This is a genomic window from Cohnella terricola (assembly GCF_007786475.1).
In the GTDB taxonomy this organism is placed as follows: domain Bacteria; phylum Bacillota; class Bacilli; order Paenibacillales; family Paenibacillaceae; genus Cohnella; species Cohnella terricola.
This window is the reverse complement of the sequence record NZ_VNJJ01000017.1, coordinates 52,314-76,670: the sequence shown is the minus strand read 5'-3', so window position 1 is coordinate 76,670 and position 24,357 is coordinate 52,314. Positions and strand designations below refer to the sequence as shown.

32 protein-coding genes are annotated in these 24,357 nt (G+C 40.2%); all 32 read right to left on the bottom strand.

Going from position 1 to position 24,357, the window contains the following annotated elements; genetic code table 11:
- Entirely contained in the window at positions 1-942 is a 942-nt protein-coding gene (locus tag FPZ45_RS21630) for a 5'-nucleotidase (RefSeq protein ID WP_144706414.1), read from the bottom strand.
- A 39-nt stretch (positions 943-981) separates the two neighbouring features.
- Positions 982-1,302 carry a hypothetical protein gene (locus tag FPZ45_RS21625; protein WP_144706412.1) on the bottom strand — a complete coding sequence of 107 codons (321 nt, stop codon included), beginning with the start codon at positions 1,300-1,302 and terminating at the stop codon, positions 982-984.
- A gap of 50 nt (positions 1,303-1,352) precedes the next feature.
- On the bottom strand, positions 1,353-1,874 hold the full coding sequence (locus FPZ45_RS21620) for a GNAT family N-acetyltransferase (protein ID WP_144706410.1): 522 nt from the start codon (positions 1,872-1,874) through the stop codon (positions 1,353-1,355).
- A 16-nt stretch (positions 1,875-1,890) separates the two neighbouring features.
- On the bottom strand, positions 1,891-2,334 hold the full coding sequence (locus FPZ45_RS21615) for a copper amine oxidase N-terminal domain-containing protein (RefSeq protein WP_144706408.1): 444 nt from the start codon (positions 2,332-2,334) through the stop codon (positions 1,891-1,893).
- 26 nt (positions 2,335-2,360) lie between these two features.
- On the bottom strand, positions 2,361-2,714 hold the full coding sequence (locus tag FPZ45_RS21610) for an acylphosphatase (protein ID WP_144706406.1): 354 nt from the start codon (positions 2,712-2,714) through the stop codon (positions 2,361-2,363).
- Between the two features lie 174 nt (positions 2,715-2,888).
- The gene (locus tag FPZ45_RS21605; protein ID WP_144706404.1) at positions 2,889-3,254 is read right to left on the bottom strand and encodes a GntR family transcriptional regulator; all 366 of its coding nucleotides are present in this window, start codon (positions 3,252-3,254) and stop codon (positions 2,889-2,891) included.
- Positions 3,251-3,907, bottom strand: coding sequence for an ABC-2 transporter permease (locus FPZ45_RS21600; RefSeq protein ID WP_144706402.1), 657 nt, complete (start codon positions 3,905-3,907; stop codon positions 3,251-3,253). The genes FPZ45_RS21605 and FPZ45_RS21600 overlap by 4 nt, the downstream gene beginning before the upstream one ends.
- Entirely contained in the window at positions 3,900-4,754 is an 855-nt protein-coding gene (locus FPZ45_RS21595; RefSeq protein ID WP_144706400.1) for an ABC transporter ATP-binding protein, read from the bottom strand. Before FPZ45_RS21595 ends, FPZ45_RS21600 begins: the two co-directional genes overlap by 8 nt.
- 156 nt (positions 4,755-4,910) lie before the next feature.
- A complete protein-coding gene (locus FPZ45_RS21590; protein WP_144706398.1) occupies positions 4,911-5,720 on the bottom strand; it encodes a VanW family protein in 810 nt (269 codons plus the stop codon).
- A 126-nt stretch (positions 5,721-5,846) separates the two neighbouring features.
- Positions 5,847-6,527, bottom strand: a complete 681-nt coding sequence (locus FPZ45_RS21585; RefSeq protein WP_144706396.1) for a DUF1963 domain-containing protein — start codon at positions 6,525-6,527, stop codon at positions 5,847-5,849.
- A 34-nt stretch (positions 6,528-6,561) separates the two neighbouring features.
- Positions 6,562-6,750, bottom strand: coding sequence for a DNA-directed RNA polymerase subunit alpha C-terminal domain-containing protein (locus FPZ45_RS21580; protein ID WP_144706394.1), 189 nt, complete (start codon positions 6,748-6,750; stop codon positions 6,562-6,564).
- A gap of 25 nt (positions 6,751-6,775) precedes the next feature.
- On the bottom strand, positions 6,776-7,258 hold the full coding sequence (locus FPZ45_RS21575; RefSeq protein ID WP_144706392.1) for a tetratricopeptide repeat protein: 483 nt from the start codon (positions 7,256-7,258) through the stop codon (positions 6,776-6,778).
- 12 nt (positions 7,259-7,270) lie between these two features.
- Positions 7,271-7,654, bottom strand: coding sequence for a hypothetical protein (locus FPZ45_RS21570; protein WP_144706390.1), 384 nt, complete (start codon positions 7,652-7,654; stop codon positions 7,271-7,273).
- A 124-nt stretch (positions 7,655-7,778) separates the two neighbouring features.
- A complete protein-coding gene (locus tag FPZ45_RS21565; RefSeq protein WP_144706388.1) occupies positions 7,779-8,258 on the bottom strand; it encodes a hypothetical protein in 480 nt (159 codons plus the stop codon).
- A gap of 241 nt (positions 8,259-8,499) precedes the next feature.
- A complete protein-coding gene (locus tag FPZ45_RS21560) occupies positions 8,500-8,913 on the bottom strand; it encodes a pentapeptide repeat-containing protein (RefSeq protein WP_246120539.1) in 414 nt (137 codons plus the stop codon).
- 166 nt (positions 8,914-9,079) lie between these two features.
- On the bottom strand, positions 9,080-9,622 hold the full coding sequence (locus FPZ45_RS21555) for a histidine phosphatase family protein (RefSeq protein ID WP_186438506.1): 543 nt from the start codon (positions 9,620-9,622) through the stop codon (positions 9,080-9,082).
- A 1,038-nt stretch (positions 9,623-10,660) separates the two neighbouring features.
- Positions 10,661-11,188 (bottom strand): GNAT family N-acetyltransferase, encoded by a 528-nt coding sequence (locus FPZ45_RS21550; RefSeq protein WP_144706384.1) that lies wholly within the window; start codon positions 11,186-11,188, stop codon positions 10,661-10,663.
- A gap of 22 nt (positions 11,189-11,210) precedes the next feature.
- Positions 11,211-11,756, bottom strand: coding sequence for an SMI1/KNR4 family protein (locus FPZ45_RS21545; protein ID WP_144706383.1), 546 nt, complete (start codon positions 11,754-11,756; stop codon positions 11,211-11,213).
- 142 nt (positions 11,757-11,898) lie between these two features.
- Positions 11,899-12,336, bottom strand: coding sequence for a hypothetical protein (locus tag FPZ45_RS21540; RefSeq protein WP_144706381.1), 438 nt, complete (start codon positions 12,334-12,336; stop codon positions 11,899-11,901).
- A gap of 526 nt (positions 12,337-12,862) precedes the next feature.
- On the bottom strand, positions 12,863-13,435 hold the full coding sequence (locus FPZ45_RS21535; protein WP_144706379.1) for a phosphotransferase enzyme family protein: 573 nt from the start codon (positions 13,433-13,435) through the stop codon (positions 12,863-12,865).
- 589 nt (positions 13,436-14,024) lie between these two features.
- Positions 14,025-14,687, bottom strand: coding sequence for an HAD family hydrolase (locus tag FPZ45_RS21525; protein ID WP_144706377.1), 663 nt, complete (start codon positions 14,685-14,687; stop codon positions 14,025-14,027).
- Between the two features lie 69 nt (positions 14,688-14,756).
- Positions 14,757-15,434, bottom strand: a complete 678-nt coding sequence (locus tag FPZ45_RS21520) for a hypothetical protein (RefSeq protein WP_144706375.1) — start codon at positions 15,432-15,434, stop codon at positions 14,757-14,759.
- Positions 15,435-15,497: 63 nt separating this feature from the next.
- Positions 15,498-15,893 carry a VOC family protein gene (locus tag FPZ45_RS21515; RefSeq protein ID WP_144706373.1) on the bottom strand — a complete coding sequence of 132 codons (396 nt, stop codon included), beginning with the start codon at positions 15,891-15,893 and terminating at the stop codon, positions 15,498-15,500.
- A 30-nt stretch (positions 15,894-15,923) separates the two neighbouring features.
- Entirely contained in the window at positions 15,924-16,424 is a 501-nt protein-coding gene (locus FPZ45_RS21510; RefSeq protein WP_144706371.1) for a DinB family protein, read from the bottom strand.
- Between the two features lie 268 nt (positions 16,425-16,692).
- Positions 16,693-17,223 carry a hypothetical protein gene (locus FPZ45_RS21505; protein WP_144706369.1) on the bottom strand — a complete coding sequence of 177 codons (531 nt, stop codon included), beginning with the start codon at positions 17,221-17,223 and terminating at the stop codon, positions 16,693-16,695.
- A gap of 35 nt (positions 17,224-17,258) precedes the next feature.
- A complete protein-coding gene (locus FPZ45_RS21500; protein ID WP_144706367.1) occupies positions 17,259-17,684 on the bottom strand; it encodes a chromosome partitioning protein ParB in 426 nt (141 codons plus the stop codon).
- A gap of 29 nt (positions 17,685-17,713) precedes the next feature.
- Positions 17,714-18,265 carry a hypothetical protein gene (locus tag FPZ45_RS21495; protein WP_144706365.1) on the bottom strand — a complete coding sequence of 184 codons (552 nt, stop codon included), beginning with the start codon at positions 18,263-18,265 and terminating at the stop codon, positions 17,714-17,716.
- Positions 18,262-18,801, bottom strand: coding sequence for a GNAT family N-acetyltransferase (locus FPZ45_RS21490; RefSeq protein WP_144706363.1), 540 nt, complete (start codon positions 18,799-18,801; stop codon positions 18,262-18,264). Before FPZ45_RS21490 ends, FPZ45_RS21495 begins: the two co-directional genes overlap by 4 nt.
- Positions 18,802-19,111: 310 nt before the next feature.
- Positions 19,112-20,599, bottom strand: a complete 1,488-nt coding sequence (locus FPZ45_RS21485; protein WP_144706361.1) for an FAD-dependent oxidoreductase — start codon at positions 20,597-20,599, stop codon at positions 19,112-19,114.
- A gap of 3 nt (positions 20,600-20,602) precedes the next feature.
- A complete protein-coding gene (locus tag FPZ45_RS21480) occupies positions 20,603-21,655 on the bottom strand; it encodes a glycoside hydrolase family 130 protein (protein WP_144706359.1) in 1,053 nt (350 codons plus the stop codon).
- A gap of 118 nt (positions 21,656-21,773) precedes the next feature.
- A complete protein-coding gene (locus FPZ45_RS21475) occupies positions 21,774-23,324 on the bottom strand; it encodes an extracellular solute-binding protein (RefSeq protein WP_144706357.1) in 1,551 nt (516 codons plus the stop codon).
- Positions 23,325-23,469: 145 nt separating this feature from the next.
- Positions 23,470-24,354 (bottom strand): carbohydrate ABC transporter permease, encoded by an 885-nt coding sequence (locus FPZ45_RS21470; protein WP_144706355.1) that lies wholly within the window; start codon positions 24,352-24,354, stop codon positions 23,470-23,472.
- Positions 24,355-24,357: the final 3 nt, after the last annotated feature.

Sequence of the window (24,357 nt, the reverse complement as noted above, 5' to 3'; positions counted from 1 at the left end):
CTACTCACCCATTTTTACAGAATCCTTGTTATTAACGACACCAAATGGAACATGAACCGAAGGGAAAGATCTGGCAACACCTTCAATATGCCCTACTTGATCATCAAAGAAAATGTGCGGCATAAAAACATTTAATACTCTTATTTTCTCGATTCCACCAAGAAAAAATGCCTCATCAATTCTAATGTCAAGTTTTCTTAGAGTCGTAATTACTCTTTCATGTGCGGGGGCATTTCTCGCTGTCACAATTGCCAATCTGATTCTTGGTTTGTAATTAGGATCATTATTATTCTTTAGAATCTCTCTTTGTTGTAGCTTTGAAATTTCCATAAAGAATCTAAATAAGGGACCTGCAGCTAAAGGTTGATCCGCTAGCTTCTTTTCATGAGAATGAAATGTATCTAAAGCTCCATCTTGAAAAATAGACTCCGCCGAATCGTCAGCAATGACCCCGTCGAAATCAAATGCTAATCGTATTTCATTATCATCATCGTTGTCTATATATTCAGACGGATAAATACACCCTGCGGGATAGCCATGCTCAACTGCCTCTTTAACGTCGTCTGGATTTCCAGATAAAAATAAGCTAGCATTAAAAGCAGCCATATACTTAAATGGATTGTTACCCGCGACAAAAACAGCTCTACTAATCGTTAACCCGTAATACTCAATGGACTTAAAAACCCTCAAACCTGTATCGGGATCATTCCTTGATAGCAATACAACCTCGACGATTTGATCCTGAGACGTGTTAATGCTCAACAATCTCTTGATCAATGGAAAAGCCACACCTGGCGTTAATATTTTATTTTCTTGTTCTCTCTGATACTTACGATAAAATTCTTCACCATTCTCTCTGAATACACGATCAGACTCAGTAAGATCAAATAATGCACTAGAGGCTACCGCAATCACAAATTTACTATCAATATCATAGGGCATCTATCTTTCTCTCCTTTACTTCCCACACAAATCAAAAACCTAATCTGTTTCATATTCTTTGTGATCAAGTAGCATTACCTGGTTAACCCACTCTTCAATAGAATTAAATATGATAAATCGTGGCCATGTTGGATTGGATTCTTTATCTTGTTTCCAGGTTAGATGCACTTGTACGTATTTATTTGAATCTTCTTGAAATTGAAAAAGCACTTCGTCTTTATCTAATCTTCGAGCAATCACATGAAGTTCAGCTCCGTAAAGGATATGATTATTAGATAGCTCATCATAGAGTTCTTCAAGAAAAATCGTGGACGACTCGGGAATCCATGGTTCTAAAATATCGATTTGTGGCCGAGACAATTAGATCTCCTCCATTAATGACTACAGAACTTTATCCGTTCGAATCGATTTCAAAGGTTTATCCAATATCTCTTAATGACGTTCCCGTCCTCTTCGATAAAATCATTGTCTGATATACCTCCGTTACGAATAATCGTTCTTTCAGAGGCAACGTTATTCTCATCGCAAACGACTAGAACTTTATATATGCCTAACTTCTTTGCTTCGTCCAAAGATAAGGATAATAATTGGGTAGCATACCCCCTCTTTCTATCTGATGGGCGTATACCATAGCCAATATGTCCGCCTCTATTCATTAAAAATTCCGTCAATTTATGTCTTATATTTACTACACCTAAGATCCTATTTCTTTCAGAAACCAACCAAAATGTCGAATCCGGAACCCAACCTTCGTTAAGATTAATCCCTCTTTCATTATCATTCAACCATCCAATCATCTTCTCAAAATCGGATGGGTCTCGACTAATAACCCAGGGGACCATATCTTCCCCACTTTTTTTCCATTCTTGATAAAATTCCAAATATTCATCCTTCAAACTTAATGAAGGCCTAATTAAATGAACACGCTCCATTATGTTAGCCCCTAGCTTATTTACTTTTACTTGGTGTTTGAATGGATACATTTTTCGTATTAGGGTCCCAATTCACCTTAAGTCCAAATGTTTCGGCAACGAATCTTAAAGGGATCCATTTATGATCATTCTTTGTAAATGGTGGGGTTGTTACTTTTATGTTCTCATCATTCTTTTTAGCATCCTTGCTTCCAATCGTAAGATAGACAGTAAAGTCATTACTTTCAAGAATAATTAATTTTGGATTTTCGCCTTCAATATATCCGAAAGTAAGCTTGGGATTTGAATTTATATATTCAATCGGTACAAATACTGTATTTTTTACGATCATGATAGAAGAATCCGTCTTTGATCCGTTAAGGTATATTTGAAGATCCTCTTTAGCGCTCGTAGTTTTATTGCCTAATAATGACAAACAAACTGTCCCAACCATGAATAAAATAAATACTTTAGATTTCATTTGGCACCTCCATAGAATTTTTAACTTTATTCCACTATCGTAAAGCTTTCTTCATCCTCTCTAATAGGCAGATCAATTATAGCCATTTTCTTTACAGACGCCCGTTTCAGTGACCGCATGCAATTGATCAGAAAATCTATATGCGACTGTTCCCCCTGTAATTCTGCTTCAACACTCCCATCTTTTAGATTTCTCACCCATCCCGTTATTTTCATTCTTCGGGCTATACAATAAATTTCCAAGCGAAATCCTACCTTTTGAACCCTTCCAGAAAAAGCTGCTTTTTTTCTGACGATAATACTTGGAGTAAATTCCGGAAACTTAACACGATTTGCATGCCAAATTACATATTTATTTCTTAACTTCTTAAATAGACCCATTCCACCACATACTCCTGTTCGCTGAAATTTCCATTGTTTGTGTTTCTCCCATGATTATACATCCGACAATCAATGGATGTAAGCCCCACAGAGTGAATCGCGGAATTTGCCAATGAAAAAAGCCCCCGTAATGAGAGCTTTCCGGTCCATCCACTGGAGGCGGGAATAATAAAGTTAATAAATCTTTTTCAACAGCGCAATTACTTCATCTAAGGTAAGGCCAAACGATTTGTAGTAGGAAATGTCGATCTCCATTTGATTCAAGATCATTTCGTTGCGTATTCGGAGCATCTCATCGGACGAAAACTCCGCTACGAAGCACCCTTTTCCTGTTACAGTATTGATCAAACCACATCGTTCAAGCTCTTCCCAAGCTTTCTTAACGGTAATGACACTAACTCGAAGCTCTTGGGCTGCTTGTCGAATGGGTGGTAAACAATAGCCGCTTTCCAGTTCGCCTTTCAGAATTTGAGCGCTGATTTGTTCGAAAAGCTGCTGATAGATCGGCTTTTCCGATGTGTTCGAGATCGATACGTTCATATGATTTCTACTTTTAGGAATCGTTTAACCGCAATTCGATAAGCGATCATAGTAAATGCAATATAAATTACGATTCCTGCGATCAGGATAGTTATTTGAAGCGCCATATTGTCGACCCCGGTACCCTTAAAAGTGTCAGAGAGAAAAGAATTCTGGATTCCCAGCCATTGTGCTACTCCGGCAAAAAGCATAGCGGCCGTAATGGATGAGATCGTCGCCCCTCCATATTTATACGCCGTTTTGTAATACATAGGCACAAATACCAAGTTGAAGATCGCAAACATGACAAAACATAGACCCCAAAAACCCATGTGCGGTGCGAAGAAATAGTAGATCAGATGCGGGTATAAGCGAATCGTGATCATCCCGTAAATCATGGCGATGACAAGATGCAGTATTTCAAGGATGACAATAACGAACACCCTTGCTTTCACTATATCCTTTCTGGATACAGGCATCATCGTAGTAAATATCAGATCGTTCTGGGTTCTAAATCCGGCAAACATATTCGGTATCGTTATCCAACAAAAATACAGAGGGACGAGAAAATATAGCCATCCAGGAACGAGCATTAAGGCGCCCATCAATATAGGCAATAAGAAAAACATAGGATTTACTCCTAATTTCAAATCCTTCATCACTAAGTTATACATGGGTATCCTCCTTTTTCGCGAAATAAATCATGAATTCCTCGAGGCTCGGTATGGTCGCTTTAATGTCGAAGGTAGGTTCGAAGTCTCGGGAGTGAATCAATCCCGTAAATCCGAAGGAATTGATTTTGTAGGAAATGAGACGTTCTTTCACCTGATTGAGTTGACTTTCGGCACCATTCAGCAGACGATAGGACTCCTTAAACTCGTCTTTCTCAGAACTGGCAATGATTTTCCCATTTTCGATAAAGGTAATATAATCCGCGCACTTTTCCAAGTCGGACGTAATGTGAGTTGAGAAAAGGATGCTGATTTCGCCATCGACGACGAGCTCTTGAAAAATATCCAACAGATCGTCTCTAGCGACCGGATCGAGTCCGCTTGTCGGTTCATCTAGGACGAGTAGCTTCGCCCCATGAGATAAGGCAAGAGCCAAGCTATACTTTACTTTCATTCCCGTAGACAACTCGGCAATTTTTTTGTTTTCGTCCAATTTGAATCTTCTCAAATAGTTAGCATAGGTCTCATCATTCCAATTCTTGTAGAACTTCTTAATGACATCGGTCAACGTTTTCATCTTGCTGCGATTGTAAAAATCATTACCGCCAAATGCGCATCCGATTTCTTGCTTCAATTCGAGCTCATATTCGGCTATGTTTCTGCCCAGAATATGAACCTCACCGCTATCCGTATGAATCATATTTAGGATCGATTTGATTGTGGTTGTTTTTCCAGCTCCATTGGCACCGATAAACCCCATAATATAACCCTTTTCGAGCTGGAACGATATATCCTTTAACTGAAAACTCGGGTATTGCTTATTTACATTGCGAATGTCTAGTGCCAGCATACCATACCTCCACTCCAAAATTGTGTATGTTGTGTATGCACAATATATCACGTATGGGTTTGATTGGTCAATTGGTTCATAAAAAAAGCGGCAGATCAGATCCCCTTAGAGTTCTGTTCTGCCGCTTTTAACGAAAATTTCGAATATGTAGTTGAATCAGCCCTTGTTCGATGATTCCAAAAATGGTTGATACATCATTAAAGCGATATTCTCAGTAATCCATTCATCGGAAATCAGTTCACCATAACGATTCATTGTTCTTCGATAGAGCGAGTTAGATCTGATGTAACCACCCCAATATTCCTGGGATATCTTATGTTCCTTTTCATAAACCTCATAGGAAAGTGTTGATTCGTTTATCGTTTTCCATTCCCCATATAAAAAGTTCGAATCCATTTTTATCGATAATTGATACGGTTGATCTGTAGGATTATATATTCTTAAATCAAGATAGTTATATGCACAAGTTGCCCCGCTTCCAAATGGCTGAGTTCTATTCGAATCGGGAAATACATCGTAACTGTGTCGATGTCTCTCCGTAACCGTTAGAGGAGTATGTAAGGTCATCCAATAAATCAGATTCGATAGCTGACAGAGTCCTCCCCCAATACCTGGCTTAAACCCTCCATAAAACAAAGTCATCCCTTCAACATAACCTTTTCTTTTGCTTGGGATACCGATCGACTTCCAATATGAAAATGTTTCGCCCGGATAAATCATGATATTATCTATTTTACGAATTGCTATTTCTAGATTTTTAATTTTATTATACTGCAAGATCATCTCTACATCCTTTAGCCTTCTCAATAAAGGGGTCTTATGCTCGAAAATTGTATACTGAAGTGCAGCGGAATCAACCTGCTTGGCAAACTTTGCATTACCCAAATTCCACTCCAAATATCTTTTGGATTTATAATAATACGATCCAAGAATTAATCTCGTCTTTGACCTCTTCTTAGGTTTCATATCATTTTTTACTCCGATCTTCGTGTCTTTCATCTGAATACCCGAACATTATCGATGTTACTCAAGTCATCATTCCAATCTTGAATTGCCGCTCAATTTTTTGGCAAGATCCGACGCCTACAGATTTCAGTAGCAGTCCCAATATAAATACCATTCATTATCTATCTTTGATCTATAAATATATATGTTTCCGTTGTCACCAATCATGAATCCCGGTTTAGGTTCTGAAGATATTTGTAAAATGAACTCATAGTCTTTGGAAATCGGAGATTGAATGTATGACGCATATCCTCCGATTTTCGTTTGGTAATATCGCGTAAATTCATCAAAGAATCTATCCGACAACTCTTTTGAATTATTTATTTCGGTCATATCGGCATATTCCCATGATTCTTCCCAACATGGATAATCAGGTTTATCATGTTGGCTCCACCTAACCGGAAACGGTTTTAAGAGTGCTGCTGTGTCAGGAGTTGTCGATTGTACAAGCCCTTTTATCTCCTTATAGAAAACAATTCTCCATCCTTCGCCGTTCTTCGGAATATAGTGATTTAATCGATCTACATTAATAAATATTTGAGCTAATTCGTAATCCCCAAAAATATCTCTCCCATTTTCGATATCCGGGATATAAATTTGTAGAATTGGAATCAATTTGATACCGTCTTCTTCTGGCCATGGGGTATTCGGATCGAAGAGGAAGTTTCCGCCAAACCAACTCAAGTCGGTAGTCTCTGGACGAAATCCCCCAATCTTTGCAATACTGGCCGTTTTTCCGATGGATTTTATTCTCGTAAATATATCCATTAGGTTTGTCCACCTTCTTCATCTGGGAAATAGATCATCTCTTAAATGTGAGCCCTTTTTGTTCTAAAGCTTCACTAAGTTGTTTTAATGCATTTCGTCCTATACCATGCAATTGACTTATCTCTGACTCTTTATACTGAGTAAGTTGTTGCAAATTCGTTATTCCTGCATTCCTCAGTGCCCTAACGGCGGGTTGCCCCAATCTCGGCAAGTCATTATTCATTTTGATCCTCCCATAAATTAATCCTTCATTCGACTTTAGAGTCCAATTTATCCGAATAAAACAGAATGGCCTTCCTATAGTCTTGAATCCCTTCATCATTACTAGTTTCTGCTAGCTGCTTTAATAAAATTGACATTGCTTCACTGAATTCATTCATATTGTATAGAACCATAGCATAGAAAATTTGATATTCTCTTCGTTCCGGATACTCTTTAATCGCTTTCTCAAATATGAGTTTCGCTTCTTCATACATCCCTAAAGTTCTAAATGTACTTCCTAGCCCTAATAATGCCCCTTGTCTTTCCTCTCCTTGTAATCCGAGCTCTAAGGATTTCTTATAATAAGGCACTGCTTCCCTCTCTAATTCCAGAACGTCATGAAGCCAAGCACACTGATACCAAACGGAGGGATTTAACGGTTGTTGTTCAAGTAATTTCAATAGTAATGATCGTGCCTCTTCTAAATTCCCTGACTCCCTTAATTGAATTGCAACTTCTAACTCTTTCATGATTATCCTTTCTTACTTACCTTCTTTTTTATAGTGTAATTCTACATTTTCATTTTTTATTGTCATCTCGTTTTTCTTTAAATCAATTGTATATCGTTTATTATTAATCGTTATATGATTCTTATTAATCAATTCATATTTCATTTGTTTTTCCCCGTCACTGAACTCCATTACCATTTTATTATCCTGCATTAAATACACAAAGTTTTTTATTATTACTTCAGTATTTGTTATTTCCAAGTAATTGTATTGACTCAATTCCTCAATCACTCCAAACTTTTGGGAAGCCTGATCCCCTACCCAATTACCAATTATTAAATCTTCATTTTTCTGCGTGCAACCTGAAATAGCAAATAAAATTCCTATAAACATAAATAAGGCTCTCAGTTTGGACAAATCCTTAACCCCTTTCTTTGTAACACGATGGACCTCTTGTATTACTTTAAAGTACCATTTAAAATCATTTCATGTTCATATAGTACGGTTCAAACCCTGCTTTTCTCCAAAAGTTCTGACCTAGTTAGTCTGTGCGAAGCTCAAATCTAGCTTTCTTCGTAATCCCATAATATTTGTACTTAATTGTAACACTCCGAATTTCTCCATTATTCACAATTTGTAAGCCGTAATGAAGAGGAGTCTTGTATTCATTCGTCTGCAAAATTTCGTATGCCTGTTCACCTGATAATTCAGGATTAATTGGTTGTTCATTGATCTTCATAAACTTTGCATAGGGATCGGACTCAATTCCTGCCAAAGCGAGCCTTCCAGTGTAACTTACTACCAGTTCAGTTTCTACAGGTTTTTTATTATCATTCACAAGTACATCCATGATTTTTATATTGCTGTGCCCTTTATTATTTAATTCGATTATGACCTTGTCCTCGTAATAATAATTTGAATGTCCATAAGATTTTAAAGGTGCACTATTTGCAATATACACGTAAGCTACAATAACGAGAATTAATGCTACCGATAATAAGATAAGTGAGGGTTTAGTCATATATGACTTCCTTATATTCTCCACATCTTTGAAGCAATCGCAATCCCAAAACTTCTACATACCATCTGATTGAATTTTCTAAATTTTTTTCAAACAAATTAACCTGACTGAGATTCTCAAAATACATTGATATTGCCTCCTTAGATAAGAAACTGTATTCACAACATAACCCGGTCTTAGATAGCTCTTATCTTAGGCCGGGTCATGTGTTGTCTGAGACACTCTGAATCTACAAAATGTCTTATTCTCTCTTTAATAGCTCTTCTATTAATATTCCATTGATTTTTAATCCTGTTATATCACAATCTATGATCTCCATATTCGTCAGATTACAATTTTTGAATGTTATAGGTTTATAGTCTCCATCAGGACAATGGTTCCCGTCCTCTTCTTTAGGGAGCATGATATTTGAAAATTCTGTTCCATATAAATGGATGTTTTCAATGACCATGTTACTCATGTTTGCATCTTTAATACATGTTTCAGATAAATTAATATCACTGAATCTACTTCCAGAAGCATTTACATCATTTAATGTAAGTTCACTCATATTCGAATTATTTACTTCGGTTTTCGATAGATTTACATTTTCAAATTTTAGCTCTTGCGCAATCACTTTCTTAAAAGCAGATCCCGAAATATTTTTCATTTTCATAATCTAACTTACTTGTTTCTAAATTCATGCTCGCATTCTCCTTTAGGGTTTTGTCATTTATTTATGAAGTTCAGAGTGTTTAAGATTTCTCTATATCTTCCATGATTATACATCTGACAACCAAGGGATGAAAGTCCCTCAGCGTGAATTCAGTGTTATCAGATGGCTACCTATTCATTAGTGCTTTGTATTCATAAACCCCACATAATTGAATTTCATCAGATATTAGTTCCATTAATGTTGCAATAACCATCCCATGGCAAACTACTATGACTTTAGATTTATCAAGATATTTGTGTAATACTTTCCTCGTTCTCTCTAGTAAGCTCTCTTTAGTTTCCCATAACTTGCTTTCTCCTTCTGGGTAACTTCCATTATGTTTCATATAATCTATCCAAAGTTCTGTAATTTCTTCTACAGATGTAGCTTGCCAGTTATCGGGAGTCCACTCATGCAAATCAAATTCAACTCTTAAAGGCAACCCTAGATTCCTATTTATAATAGCTGCTGTTTGTAATGATCGAGTAAATGGAGATGAGACAATCAAATCACATTGCGATAAAAACAAATTCTTTTCTACTACTTGTTCAGCCTGATTTATACCGTTTTCTGTTAAAGGGACAAAGTCTCTTAAAGCACCCTGTAAATTTCGTTTATCCTTTAAGCCCCAATCCGGCTCGCCATGTCTAATAAGATAAAAGATAGTCAATATTAAATCCCCCTCCCACTAGCCTTCCCGCTAATTAAATCTTCGTATGCCAGCTGTGTAATGGTCTGTATCCAATTTCCGGGAGCGGTGACATTGAAAAACCGGCAAAATCAAATAGTTTCTTTGTACATGCAATAATCGCCATGGATATGTCCTTCTTTCTCAAGTCATTAAGTCTATTTCACAAAACGATCTTTAATTTTCGAAAATTTCTTGAGTGGTTGAAACTCTATATTCGTCGTCATTATGAACTGTCTTCCAGCCAAACGAAAATGAAAATATGAAATGAATTAGAAACATTACGATAATAACTAAAATAAAAACTTCTTCTTTGTTTTTTCTCTTAGGATTCAAAAAAGCCATATTATAAATCATTAGAATAATTCCATTTACGATTATACTTAAAACGAGAGCAAGAATTTGACCTATTACTACACCAAAGCTAAGGGATTTTAAATGGAACATATACATAAGTATCCAGAAAAAAAACGCAATTATTATCATCATCAATACTTCTACAAGTGCAAGTATGGGTTTATATATAATCTTTAATTCTAGTTTTGTAAGTGAAAACAGAATAAGAATATACAAAAAAACGATTAAACCAATCACTACTTGTACAATAGTTTCGATAATAATTACTCCTTCAATTGATTAATCAATGCAGTTGCCGTGCGTTCCTGTGCCAAAATCATCTTTATTGTTGATTTATGACCACATACCCTAACCATCCAATTACAAGATAAACAGGTACACATGCCAAAAGCGAAAGTAAACGTTTATTATTTTGTATAAATTTTGCAGCTCCTACATAAAACAAAGGAAATATTAATCCCCAAATCAGAAATATAGGCCATCCAGCTAAATATATAGACATGGGGATTATCAAAATAGCAGAGACATATAGACCTCGATAGCTCTTCATTATGATTCCTAGCACAGAACAGATTATTGATGCAATCATTAAAGGCCAGAAAAAGATAGAAACCATATTGCCTCACGCCTCTTTCGTATTTAATGATCGAATCATTGCAAATTTTATAGCTTTCTGATCATATGAATATCTTTAGGTTCTTTAGTAAATAGCTCTTCATCTATCTCTTCTGCTATTTGACTTCCATTTTGCTTATAAAAAGAAACTGCAGACTTTGTTTCTGTCGATGAAATATACAGATATTCTGCGCCTCTCTTACGGGCCTCATTACTTAATTCATTCATTATTTGAGTACCAATTCCTAGTCTCCTATAATTTCTCGTTACATACATCAAATCAATTTGAAGCTGATCTTTATTTCTCCCTCTAAACTTATGGGCGAGTACGCCAAATCCAACAAGACTCTCACCATCAAATGCACCAATTGCTATGCCTCCATTACTTAATTCGAATAAATACCGTTCTTGAATCTCCTTTAATAAATCTTCACTCCAATTGGAACATTCGTGATTCTTAAAGGTTTCAACTACGCGACCCTTGTGCATTTCATATATAAGATCAATATGCTCCGATCGGTCAATTTCCTTAAGCTTAGATGCTTGATCTTGAGTCATTGTTTTAATTGTAATCATGGTTACCTCCAATTTGAATCATTCAGTAGGAATAGTATAGTTTAGATGTTATTCTAGGCCACTCCCAGAACTTAGACCCCTGTGAGATTACAAATCTATCAAGCCACATTTCAAAATTCATGTTTAATTTCTTTGATTCACTAAACTGATCAATGCAATCCTTTATTAATAGATAATCGTTATCCCCAGCTTGGTATGATTTTAAATCAATCACTAATTCCGACTGATAGATATATCCGATTTTTAGGTACCCTTCACTTGGTTCTTCGGTTGTGATCTCATTTATGACTTGCCAACGGTGCAAATAAGATTCCCCGCCATACTCTGGATGATCAAACAGATTGCATCCGTTTGAAATCATCAAAAAAGTATAATAATCTTCTGGAAGTTTATATCCTAGTTTTGTAATGAATTGGTCAAGCTCCTTTGCATCAGCAGGATCATTGAACTTACAGGTCGATTCAGTAACGTAACCCTTATCTAATTGAAGCTTAAATATGTTATTACTATCCGTTAATCTTTGTTTCAAAGATGAAATAATTGTATGAACTACAGTTGTTTCTTTCATGTTTAGACTTCCTTTCGGCAATTTCAGATTATGTATTCATGGGGTCCAACACCCTTAAGCCCGAAGGGCCAGCGGATCGAGAGCCGAAGGGCTCGAAGGTGTTATGTGAAGTGCAAGCCTTCTTGAATTACTGACAAAGTTCTTAATGCGTTTCTAGCCCCAATTCTTGCTCAGTTATAATTTTAAACTTCTCTATTCTAATTTTCAGTTTTTCGATCGCTTGTTTATCTAATCCTTGAGTGTTTAATTGAAATGATCCAGTAAAAATTTCTGAAGTACTTCCATTAATCGTTCTATTAACTTCATTTTTGATCTCATTATCTAGTAACCTTTGTTGAAGATTTTCACTTAATACGGGTTCAATAGACCTTATGAGAATTGTATTCCTCGTTTTATTCCAAATATTAAAGTTATAAGTTACGAGTGTATTATCTGGTTCTCCACCAAGACCAATTGAAATTGAATTAATAACTTGACCATCATCCACAACGTCAGCTTGGCTATTCTTACTGCATGCACTAATCAGAAATGTACAAATAATTATTAAAAATAAAGATCGAATTGCTTTAATACTTCTCATCCAATCACTCCTAGTTTGAACTTCAATATTCTTTATTTAATGTTTATCAAAATAGGCACAATTATTAATCCAATAGATATCAAAATAAACATTCTACTTGTACTTTTGTTTAGTTTTATATTCTGTTCACTTTTATACCATCCATTAAATTGATAGTAATTTCTGTATAATATAAAAAAGAAAAATAGATTTCCAATAGTCATACTCCAATAAAATTCCGTCCTTCCAGTTATGATTTTAATGAGATTTCTTTCGAGTAAATTCAATACATACAAAGTAAGTACAAATAAAATAACTATTCTACAAATCTCTAATAAAAAGGTTGCTAATTTCTTCATTGGATCTCCTTTCGTGTATTGCATAGATTTCAACTAACATTCCTGTATTTCGACTCGCCCCTTCCATAACCTTTCGACATAAAGCTTCGGAAGGTGTTTCACCAATTTCTATAGCTCCGCGATCAGTCCCCATTTCGATCTTTCAAATTCCTAAATTCGATGTCATTCTCTTTAGGAGTTCAATTTCTTCATTGAAATATTGCATTTACAGATCCTACTATGTCCAAATCTCGGAAATATTGAAGCGACAATTTCATAAGCCATAATTGCCTTATAACACAAAAATAGGGAATGGATTCAATATCTCTTTGACCTAAATTTCTAATCGATTTATACCCCTCTAAGAAAGCAATCCAAATCTGATTGGAATTATTCCCCTCTCCTGATTTCTTGTCGGCTTCGAGCTCTCTTGCAAACTTAAATACCGCTAAATCATACGCCCTCCATCCATATCCACAAATGTCAAAATCAAAGTGAGTTATAATATCGGCTCTAATATGAGCATTTCCTCCATGTAAATCTCCATGACATATTCCCCAATCCATTTCACTTTGCAATTCCGTAATTTTTGTTATGATCTTCTTGCCAATGCTTTCAATGAAATTGTAATCATTAATTTGAAGAATCAGGCTCTTCTTTATTACCTTTAGTGGTTCTTCTATTAATTGTTTTAAATCCAATAATGGACGATCGTGCTTTGTTTCAAAATCAACGCTCTTTAAGTGAATTGTTGCAACTGACTTCCCATAACGATAAGCCATCTCTTCTGATTCAAAAGTGAATGTATCCAGAATCTAATGCTTGTTTCGGATGCGCAACCGGAACACCACTTTTTAATAAGTAATTTAATAGATCAAGTTCAAATTCAATTTCGGACGTTTTACTGCGCCAAGGTGTACGATATACTCTAAACACATATTTTTTATCAATTGTTTTAATCAGATATGTATCGTTCATTCCTCTCACTAAAAATCGGCAATATAAAATTTCTGCAATTCCATAATTCATTTGAATAAATTCTTTAAGCGCTAGCTCATTTAACACATTATTTTTAGCAAAACCAATAGGAGGGGAATTAATTGAAACTTCTGAGAGTTTAGAGTCAGGTTTCTTCCCAATTGAAGATACATTACAGGAAAATACATGTTATCATTCCTTAATGATTAGTTTTAAGGATTTGCGTAGATTTCCTAAAACGTTCAAGGTATTTGGGTTTAATTAAAGCGCTGCTTCGTTAGTAAAATAAATCCCAGACTGATTGGGGAGATGCGAGAAGTTTGGATTTGAGAATATTCTGGTATCTTATCCCTCAATTCATCGTTGCGAATAATTCACATAGCGTTATTGGATTCACATCGTCGATCTTACTATGATATCTTTAATTTCCATCAAGTTATTAATTAATATGTAATCCCCAGATGGTCTTTCAAAGTGGTTATCTTCTTTCCATACTCCAATCATTCCTGCATTTATACTTGCTTCAACATCGTTGACTGGATGATCCCCTACAAACATTGTTTCTTGAGATTCTAAACCTAAGCGACTTAATGCTCTCTTAAATATCTCAATATCTGGCTTTCTTAAGCCTTCATTTTCCGAAATCAATATCTCATCAAAATAATGATCTATTTGAAGTCCCTTAATGTTGTTCATTTGAAATCTTCCAAATCCATTTGAAATAATGCCCGTCTTTAAATTCTGACTCTTTAAGAACTCGAGCAATTCAATTAATCCAGCAAACCCAGTGCAGTGGTTTTGAAATGACTCCACATAGTCTTCTAGTAGTTCTTCCCACGTTAAGTCGATTTTCAATTCATCAATGAGCTTTTGATAGACTTTATCTTTCCATACATATCCTTTCTGATCTAATTGAATAAATCTTTGAATAAACGTTTGTCTTTCTACAACATGAAAAGCCTGAATGCGATTGTATTGGCTTTCAAGAAAAGCGACCAATGATTTGTCACGATCAAGTAATGTCCCATCTAGATCAAATAGGATACCTTTTATCATGGTTTTCGTCCTTTGGTGTATGTCGTAAAACGTTTTTGTTACAAGTTGGTCGACGATTCTTTCGAGATACTACAAGGGCTTCTTAAATAATTCTATTAGCGCAACTTCATTCTTTTCATTGTCGATCCATAAATTAATTGTAGGTATAAAGCTTACAAAAAATCTTAAGCATAATGAGTCTTTCAGGTTTTCTTGAAATATCCAGCCATTAGGTAATAAACAGAGTGTTTCATTAAAACTAAAATATTCATCATAGATATACTGCTGTAACCTTTCTGTATTTCGAAGTGCAAGTTTTTCAAAATTATCGTTTTTTATTGTGTAGTAGCTAAAGGATCTCTTATGTGGGGTTACCCAATTGCTCATGTCCTTTGTTCTGTAAAGATCAAAAGTTATTTTGCGGATTTCTAATGTACTGCTATTAAATAGATCCCTCGACTTCTCTTTAACAATGCGCATATTTATTAATTCTAATTGACCATTCGAGAAAACTAGCTTTACATCTTCAAAATGTACTGCTACTTCTCCAAGAATTAATTTTTTTGATTGTTCGTTTCTAATAGGGAGACATACCAAAGTATCAATTGAAGCAATCATGCTATGCGTAATGAAAAATGTGGCTGTTTCAGTTATTGAATCTGGGGATTCCGTTTGAATTCTTTTTAGATAAATCGAACCATGATTAGTACGTAAATCTGACTTTTCGGGTTCTACATAGTCCGACAACCAAGAATAAATAATGATCACTCCCTGTGCACTTTAACCCGCCGATTTCATATAACTTTCTTGTGTTCAAGACACAACCCGGCCCTATGTCAATTGCTGCGCAATCTCCCAGACATGTCCTGCCGGATCTATGATGGCAGCAGTGCGTACTCCCCACGGTCTGTCCATTGGACCGTTAAGTAGAACAACGCCACGTGTTTTCAATTCGTTACATATCGCGTCCACATCATCAACCCGGATGGTAAACTGGAACCGCGATCCGGATTCTTGGCTTGCAACTGTCCCAGGATGGATCAGACCGTGTGCCTCGGAAATATTCAGGAGATTCATGCTCATATTTCCGAAGTCGAATACCACAGACACATCGTCTTCATAAACGGCGGATAGTCCAAATACTTCTTGATAGAATATCCTCACCCTATGCAAATCCTCCACAAACAACGTAATAACATCAACATTCATCGTCCCTAAATTCCTCATACCTACACCTCTTTACATTTGGATTAAAAATCAAAACTCAAGCTTTTGTTCCAGTTCGACCTTCTGGCGCAGGTGATGGCGAAAATGCATACCGACCAATTCGTACCACTCTCGCGCGTTGAGCCACCCAAAGCCGTCATGTCTGACTTTATAATTTGGGTTTATCGTATGTACTTTCTCCTCCCATTCAGACATTCTCTTAAGTACCGTATCGAACCCACGCATTAGGTCATCTACGGTTTCCGAATTACTTGGGGTATTCTCAGGACCATCCGGCAATTTGATTTTTATTGGAGGAAATGAACCAGCGTTAAACAATTGATCGCCGGCCTCCGTCTTTCCTTGCCGTTGCTCTTCACTTGCAGACGCACATCTTTGCACTTGGACGAGATAATCGAGCGCAGCGAGTATCACATGATCAAACATTTGGCCGAGAGACCAAACTCCTTGCTCGGATACATATCTTAATTGGTCGATGGAATAACGCTTGAGATTGGTCTTGTATAAATCAATTAGTTCTGAATAACTCAATTAGCCTCACCTTTCCTTATCGTTAAGTTTTCCTCTTCATATTCAATTAGCCCTTCGGATCCATTGTCCCGATTCCCCGGTTCATACATGTGATTGAATATCACTTAACGTTCTTGTATTCACGACAAGACCCGGCCTAAGATAGCTCCTATCTTAGGCCGGGTCTTGTGTTGTCTGAGTTACCTTCCATAATTATACACCTGACAATCAAGGGGCGAAACCCCACAGCGTGAATGCGGTGTTATCGGAAGTCTTCCTCTTCATTGAATTAATTGAGATCATTCTTTATTCTTTCAATACTTTTATTTGCTCGATCATTCAAAGATTTTTTATCTTTTATATTGAAATTTTCAAGTTCATGTCCTGGATCAATTATCAATGGCTTTTTAAGAATATCTTCAAGAATAATAAATGATGTTTTGTATGCTTCGAGTCTGAGCTCTTTATTTATTTGTTTGTTTGTCTTTTGAATGATCTCAATTATTCTTTCAGCATACATAAGCTTAACAATGCTATCTGAACTCATTACATTTCTAGAAGCAAATGATAGGACGCTCTTGAGAATTCGCTCATCTTGATGATTAGTTGCAATAGAATCTAAACGAAATAATGCTTTCCAGTTTGTAATTGATAGTTCTTGTATACTTTGGTCTATCATCTCGTTAATCCAACTTATCTCTAATTGCTTGGGTATGTTATATTGCTTGTACTCTTCAAATAAACCATCACGATACATCTGGAATGTACTACCATCGTATGAAGTAAACAATTCCTTTGCTCTTATCATTTGATCATCCATTATAGCACCATCTTTAATTAATATTGTTTGGAAATTTAGAACTTTAATATATTTTCTACACCACCGTCATCCCAAATAATGATATGACACTTTTCCTTATTTAACTTTTGTAATGCTCCTAATCGATGATTACCATCTCGAACACTCAATGTTCCATTTCTGTTTTCAGCTATTAAGGGTGGCATATCCCATCCATCTTCAAGGCGTTTGCATATCTGATTGATGTTGTGATTCCACCATTCTTCATCTTCGATATATTCCATATGTGATTCTGGCCCAACAACCCTGTCTAAGCATCTCGTTTCAATTTCGATTGGACCTATCCAGTATCTTTTTTTGTTTTTTAATCCCTTAGATAACCCAACATTGTCTCCTTCACCATTCAAAACAAGATGAATCCATGTCTCAATATCATCATTTGAAGCAAACTCCATAGCTGATTTTAATGTGAATACCGACATGTTTTACCTCTCTCGTATTTATGTTTTAACTAATCAGATTGATTATCATACTTGTTGTTAGAAATACTCCAGAGAATTATTGTTTCCTCACTAATATCTGCATAAAAATAAGAATCCCTTAAGTTATATTCTTCGACTCTCGACGATTCCGATTTATATGTAGTATCGCTTTTCCCGAGATGATTCTCTAGTAAATCTACTGAATCACCATTTTTTATTCCTATCGGAGTCGATATTTCACCGTTAACAGTTATTCTATATAGAATCCCATCTGTATTAAATAACATAAGTAAAACTGGGGTCCAGATTGCTGTCTTTCCATCATCAAGTTCTACAGTTGAAGTTATTTGAAAATCAGAATTATATAAGTCCAGAGAATACAACTCATTGAATGTCATTCCGAGAAATAACTTTCCGTGCTCTCCACTTGCCTGTTCAATTTCAATTTGATTCCATTCCTTCAATGACTTATTTTGATCTGTAATTAAACTTTTTTTACTATGATCACTATTTTGTTGATTATGTAAACATCCAGTTTGTAGCAGTAATAGAACTATCAAAACTAACGAGATTCTGTTCATAAACTTCCCCCGAAAAATAGTTTGTATTGGGAAAGATCTTTAATAAAATATAAAATCAAATCATCATCTACACATATCATTGATCCTGGTTTAACAATTTGATTGTTGTAGGAAACTCCATTTCCATCAGGAATATAACCTCTTCTACAATAGATCCTTTGAGCAGTTCCATAATCTTTATATAATCCAACACCGATTCCTATCTTCTTATGAGTTCTCGAGATCTGTCCCTCAAACTCATCCATTAATCTATTGGCTATACCTTGTCTCTGATACTCAATAAAAACATTAAGATCATTTATTTCAGGAATTCCAGACTCTAGGAAATACAAATAATCTGACTTGTACTTTAAGTGAGAACAACCGGCTATTTCATCATTAACTACAGCGAAAAGTGTAATTCGTGTTCCATTTATGTTCTCTTCTAAGCATTTGTGATAATATTCTTGAGATCTATTTATATCGTGTCTTTCAAAAGCTTTTATCCATTTCTCCAATTGATCTAAAGATTGAAGTTGAATTATTTTTGCCTCCATGAGTGATCCTCCAAAAAAAGCATTTGGTCTATTTCATCTAACGTTATTGTATTGACGACGTTCATTCACCGGCCGGTCGTGACTGCCGTGGGGATATTTCCACATCCGTCCACCCTCCCCCATTTTACCAAATCGTCTTAACATCTAGTAAACAAAAAAGAGAGAGGCCCTATCCGCAGATAGCAGCCTCTCGATTCGTTGGAGCGACTTCGTTCCTATTAGCTTATACATCCACTTTATTCGTTGCCCCGCACCCGATGCGACTGCCCCGGCGTTCGTTACGCAGCTCTGCCCGGCAAGGCGGCTATGTTCACGTCAACACTTGCCCGTCCCGCAGCATCTGCGCCTGCAGCGCAGCGTAATCCACCGCCTGCACAGCGATGTCCGCTTCCAATGCGAGCGCCGCGGCAGCTGCCGCAGATTGCCCCAACACCATGAACACAGGCTCCATTCGGATCGAGCCATAAGCGATATGCGAGGCTGACAAGCAGACGGGTACAAACAGATTGACGCACTCTTCTTCTTTGGGCACGATGGCGCGATAGCTGATCGGGTATGGGCCTTTCAGCTTGATCTGTACATCGCCTTCGTTGACCGCGAAGCCTTCCGAGCTCACATGTCTTTGCACGTTATGCGAGTCCATCGTGTAGGAGCCTTGCCCGATGGCATCCGCCACGGGCGAACGTAGAAAGATATGGTGCTCGTTCATTACGAAGTCGCTAACCATTCTTCTGGCTTCCCGAATATAGAGCTGCGGCGACCAATGGCCGCTCTCTTCAAATTCGTCCAGGGGCAGCCCCCACGGCGCATAGAATGCGCGCAATTGTTCCGGCACCCTCGGATGATTCTGCAGTGTCCAGATCAAGCCGCGCTGGTGGCGCTCGTGCGCAGCCGCGGACAAATCCCGTTCGGCGTACGAAGCTTCCGGATAATCGTAGTTGCAGCCAATAAAGTCCGTGGAGAAACCTTTATCATTGTTCGAATCGGTCTTGCGATTCGGCACCTTGTTCAACTTGAAAAATATTTTCTCGCCCTGCTCGATCGCCCTGAACAACAGCTCGTAATCCCGCTCGTCGTAGCCTGTCGGCTGCTCTACGAATACCCGGTTGGCCGGGTCGTCCGTCAGGCACATCCGGTAACAGTAGGCTTGTATTCTGTGGTCCCCCTGTCCGTCAGTGCCGCCGGCATTCGGATTGACGCCCGGGAGCAAGCCGCTTGACGGGTCACCTTTTACCACATAAGGATCGACGCCATGCGGTAGCTGGTTTTTAACCGCGGTGGCGGTCTGAATGCCGTTGTACGTTTCCCCGTATACGCTGTTGGACTCGCGGCCCGTCGCGTAAGACACGCCCGCGGCTTTCATCAGATCCCCTTCGTACCCGGCATCCATATACATCCGCCCGCTGAAGATGCTGCCGGATTCCATCCGGATCGCCGCAATGCGGTTCCCTTGCTTGACGATCGGGTCGATCGGGTCGAGCCGTTCTCCGAAGCGCACGTCAAGTCTGTATTCCTCGGCCCATTCCCGGAACACGGCCAGCGCTGTTTTGGGTTCGAACAGCCAGGCCGCCGCGTTATCCGTGCCGTACCTGCGGCCGAGCCTCCGATAGAAATCCAACGACAATCCGCCTATCGTACTTTTGTCCCCGAAATCGGTGTCGCCTAGCCCTCCCGAGCTAAGTCCGCCCAAACGCGCGGACGGCTCCAGTACGACCGTGCGCAGTCCCAGCTTGCTTGCCTGCACGGCGGCAGCCAACCCTGCCGATGTGCCTCCATAGATCACCAGATCATATATCATTCGTCAATCCTCCACCGTCGCGGAACCACTTGGACCGTCCTTAAGGCACAGGGCAATCAGATCGTCCACATGCGCGGTCGCCAGACACTCCACCGTATCTGCGGCACCGTAATAGATTTTCACTTCTCCGCTGTCTTCAAGAATCATGCCCCCGGGAAAGATCACATCGTTGCGAAATCCGCCTTCGACCTCATAGGGAGCCTCTGGCGCCAGCAGCGGCGCGCGGGAGCGGCCGATCACCTTGCGCGGATCGTCCAGATCGAGCAGCATGATGCCGGCGCTGTAGCGCTTGGTCCACTTCGGCTCCCAGCCGTTCTTACCGCGCGCCGGATCGATATCGACCACATGGAACGTCGTGAGCCAGCCCTGCTTCGTGCGAACCGGCGGCGCGCCGGGACCGATCTTGTCGTTGGCATACGCGACTTGTTCAACGCCCAGCAACAAGGACGAATTCCCCCAGTAGACTAGGTCCGGCGACTCGGACAGCCACAGATCGAACCGATCGCGCCCACCCCGACTGTACACCGGCATCGGCCGCTCCAACCGCACATAACGGCCGCCAATTCGTTCCGGAAACAGCACCATGTTACGATTGTCCGGCACGCTCAGACTGACCACGTCGAAGCTCGCAAAATCTTCCGTCGTCGCAATGCCGCCCCGCAGTCCGTGTTTCGTATCCATCGCGAAGCACAAATACACCTTGCCTTCGATGACAGTCAAGCGCGGATCGTACACGCGATCCACTTCATCATCGCACCACTGCCAGACAGGCGATGGCTGCACCTCCCAATTTACGCCGTCGTCGCTGAAGGCCAGCCCTAGATTCGTCGTCCGGCTGTCATGTACTCGCTCGGCCTGTTCATCGCCGTAATCGTTGCGGAACACCATCGCGTATTTTCCCTCGTACTTGGTTACGCCTGCGTTGAACACCATCGCTGGCCCATAAGGCACTTGACTGGGCGACAACACGGGATTGTCCGAATACCGTTGAATAATCGGCGCCGACTGCAGCGGAACGCCTGCTGCGCCGTTTTCATTTGACCTAAAACTCGCCATCCCTGCCACTTCCTCTCCACTTTCCAGTCTTTTCGATGTCGGAATCGCCGGAATTCGCCGTCTTAAGCGGCGCACACAAATCGGGGACCCCGGCGCAGACGGAGCCCCGATTCAGACTTTATTTGCTCGCGTACCAGGCGCTTACTTCTTGCGCGACTTCTTCTCCCCCCGCGCCTTTCCAGGCTTTCTGAAGGCTTGCGATCGAATCATCCGATACGCCGTCCACGATCATCTTAATCAGATAGTCGTTCACGGCGCTTTCCAGCTTGGCGACGTTCGCCGAATATTTCGGCAAATACGGCGCGAACGCCAGCACGTCTTGATGAATTTGCTCCTTGGGGATGTTGTTGACGATCTGGAAATTGTCGAACATCGCTTTACTCTTCTGCAGGCGAGCTTGCCAATACGTGACGAAGTTGGATTCATCCATGCCGATTACGAAGTTGTTCGCGGAGCCTCTTTGATCGAAGAACGCCGGTTCGATCGGCATGTAGTTGCCGTTCTCGATCGTATAGGTGACGCCTTCCTCGCCGACGAATACCCCTTTGAACGTCTCCGGGTCCAGCATCGCATTGACCAGTTTCACAACATCTTCGGGATGCTTCGCCGACTTGGGCACGAACGTGATTTTGTTAAATCCTCCGAACAGCGTAAACCCGCTTTGTCCGTCCGGGCCTTTCATCGGCGGAATGAACTGGTATGCGGCGTCGGGGACATTCTTCTTGATCGCTTCGTCATATCCGGGAATCGACGACCAGCGCGTCCACATGACGCCTGCGCGGCCGCTGGTGAACTTCTCGGCGGAAGTCGCCGATTTGTTCGTGGCGAATTCTTTGTCCAGCAACCCCTGCTCGTACAAGGAGCGCATGAAGGCCGCATAATCCTTCAACGCAGGATGGTTCGACACGTTGACCGGCTTGCCGTCGAGCTCGTTCCATTGGCCGTAAATCCCGAAAGCGCCCATGATGTTGTCCACGAGCCCGATACTGTCGATCGTTAACGGAATGTTGTTCTTCCCGTTGCCGCCAGGATCCTGCTCTTTGAACGCCTTCAGCACATCGACGAACTCGTCCAGCGTTGTCGGCATGGACTTTCCAACCTTCTCCAGCCAATCGGTGCGAATCAGCAAGCCATCCCTCACATAGCTGACGTTAAGCGTAGGAATTCCATATATTTTTCCGTCCACCGTCGCGCCCGCCAGCGATTCCGGAGAGAGCATTTGCTTGATATTAGGGCCGTACTGCTCGATCAGCGGCGTAAGATCGGTCAGCGCCCCGTTCTTCGCGAAGTTGAAGAAGTCCTGCGTGTTCAACGCATCGATGAAATCGTAATCCGTACCGGAAGCCATGATCAAGTTCAGCTTGTCGCTCGGCTTCTCTTGCGGCAGCATATCATTTTGAACTTTATAGCCTGTCTTTTCCTCGATGTACTGATTCACCGGATAGCTGTTGTAATCGACCTGCATGTAGTTGCGCAAAGCTTTCAGAACCGGCTTCTGTTCCGCCGCTGCCACAGAGCTTTCAGTCGCCTTGCCGCTTGCGCTCGGCGCAGCCGAGCCTTCGCCGGACTTGCCGCCGGCATCGTTGTTCTTGCCTCCGCACGCTGCCAGGACCGTCGTGAATGAAAGCAGTAGTACGAGCAGTGCAAAGAGACCTTTTTTCCTCGACATGTCGAACCCCTCCAATAAACTTTATTATAAATAAACCCATTGCGCTTTGCTGCAAATTTGCACAAGCTTGCCACCCCCGTCAAGAGCAGGTGCCGAGATGAAAGCGCAAGGGAGTATTCCGTCCGGCAAGTCCCTCTTGATATGGTCAACCTTTCACGGATCCGATCAATATCCCTTTGGTAAAATACTTCTGCAGCATCGGATAGACGAGCAGAATCGGAATCGTCGATACGATGATGGTCGCATTGCGGATGCCCTCCGGCGACAGATTAAGCAACGCATCGATGTCCTGGTTGAGCAGATTCTCATCCGAAGCCTGCAACATAATGTCCCGCAAGTACAATTGCAGCGGTTTCAGCGAAGGATCGTTCAAATACAGCATCGGATGGAACCAGTCGCTCCAGAAGTACACCGCATAGAACAGGCTGATGGTCGCAAATACCGGCGCCGAGATCGGAATGATGATGGAGAGTACGATCCTCAGGTTGCTCGCGCCGTCGAGCTTGGCCGATTCCTCCAGGCTTTCCGGAAGGCTCTCGTAGTAATTTTTCATCAGCAGCAGGTTGAACACATTGATCAGAGCCGGCAGAATAAGCGAACCCAGGTTATCCATGAGATGAAGATTTTTGACAAGCAAGTAGGTAGGCACCAGGCCGCCTTTGAACAGCATCGTGAAGATGTAGAGCAGCAAAATAAACTTGATGCCCGGCAAATGCTTTTTGGACAGCGGGTACGCGGACACGGCGGTAAACACGACGGCGCCGAGCGAGCCGACGACAGTCACGAAGACCGATATCAGGAACGCGTTCTGAAACAGACGGTCGCGAATGACGAACATGACGTTCTCCATCGTGAATGCCACCGGCAGCAGCCCCACTTTGCCGGATATGATCGCCCAGTTGGAGCTGAACGATTTGGCAAGCACGTTCAAAAAGGGAAACAGGCAGAGAATGCCTGAGACGATCAGGGTGACGTACACCGCCCCGATGTAAATCTTTTCAGACCATGGCCGTTTGATCGAATTTTCCAACTT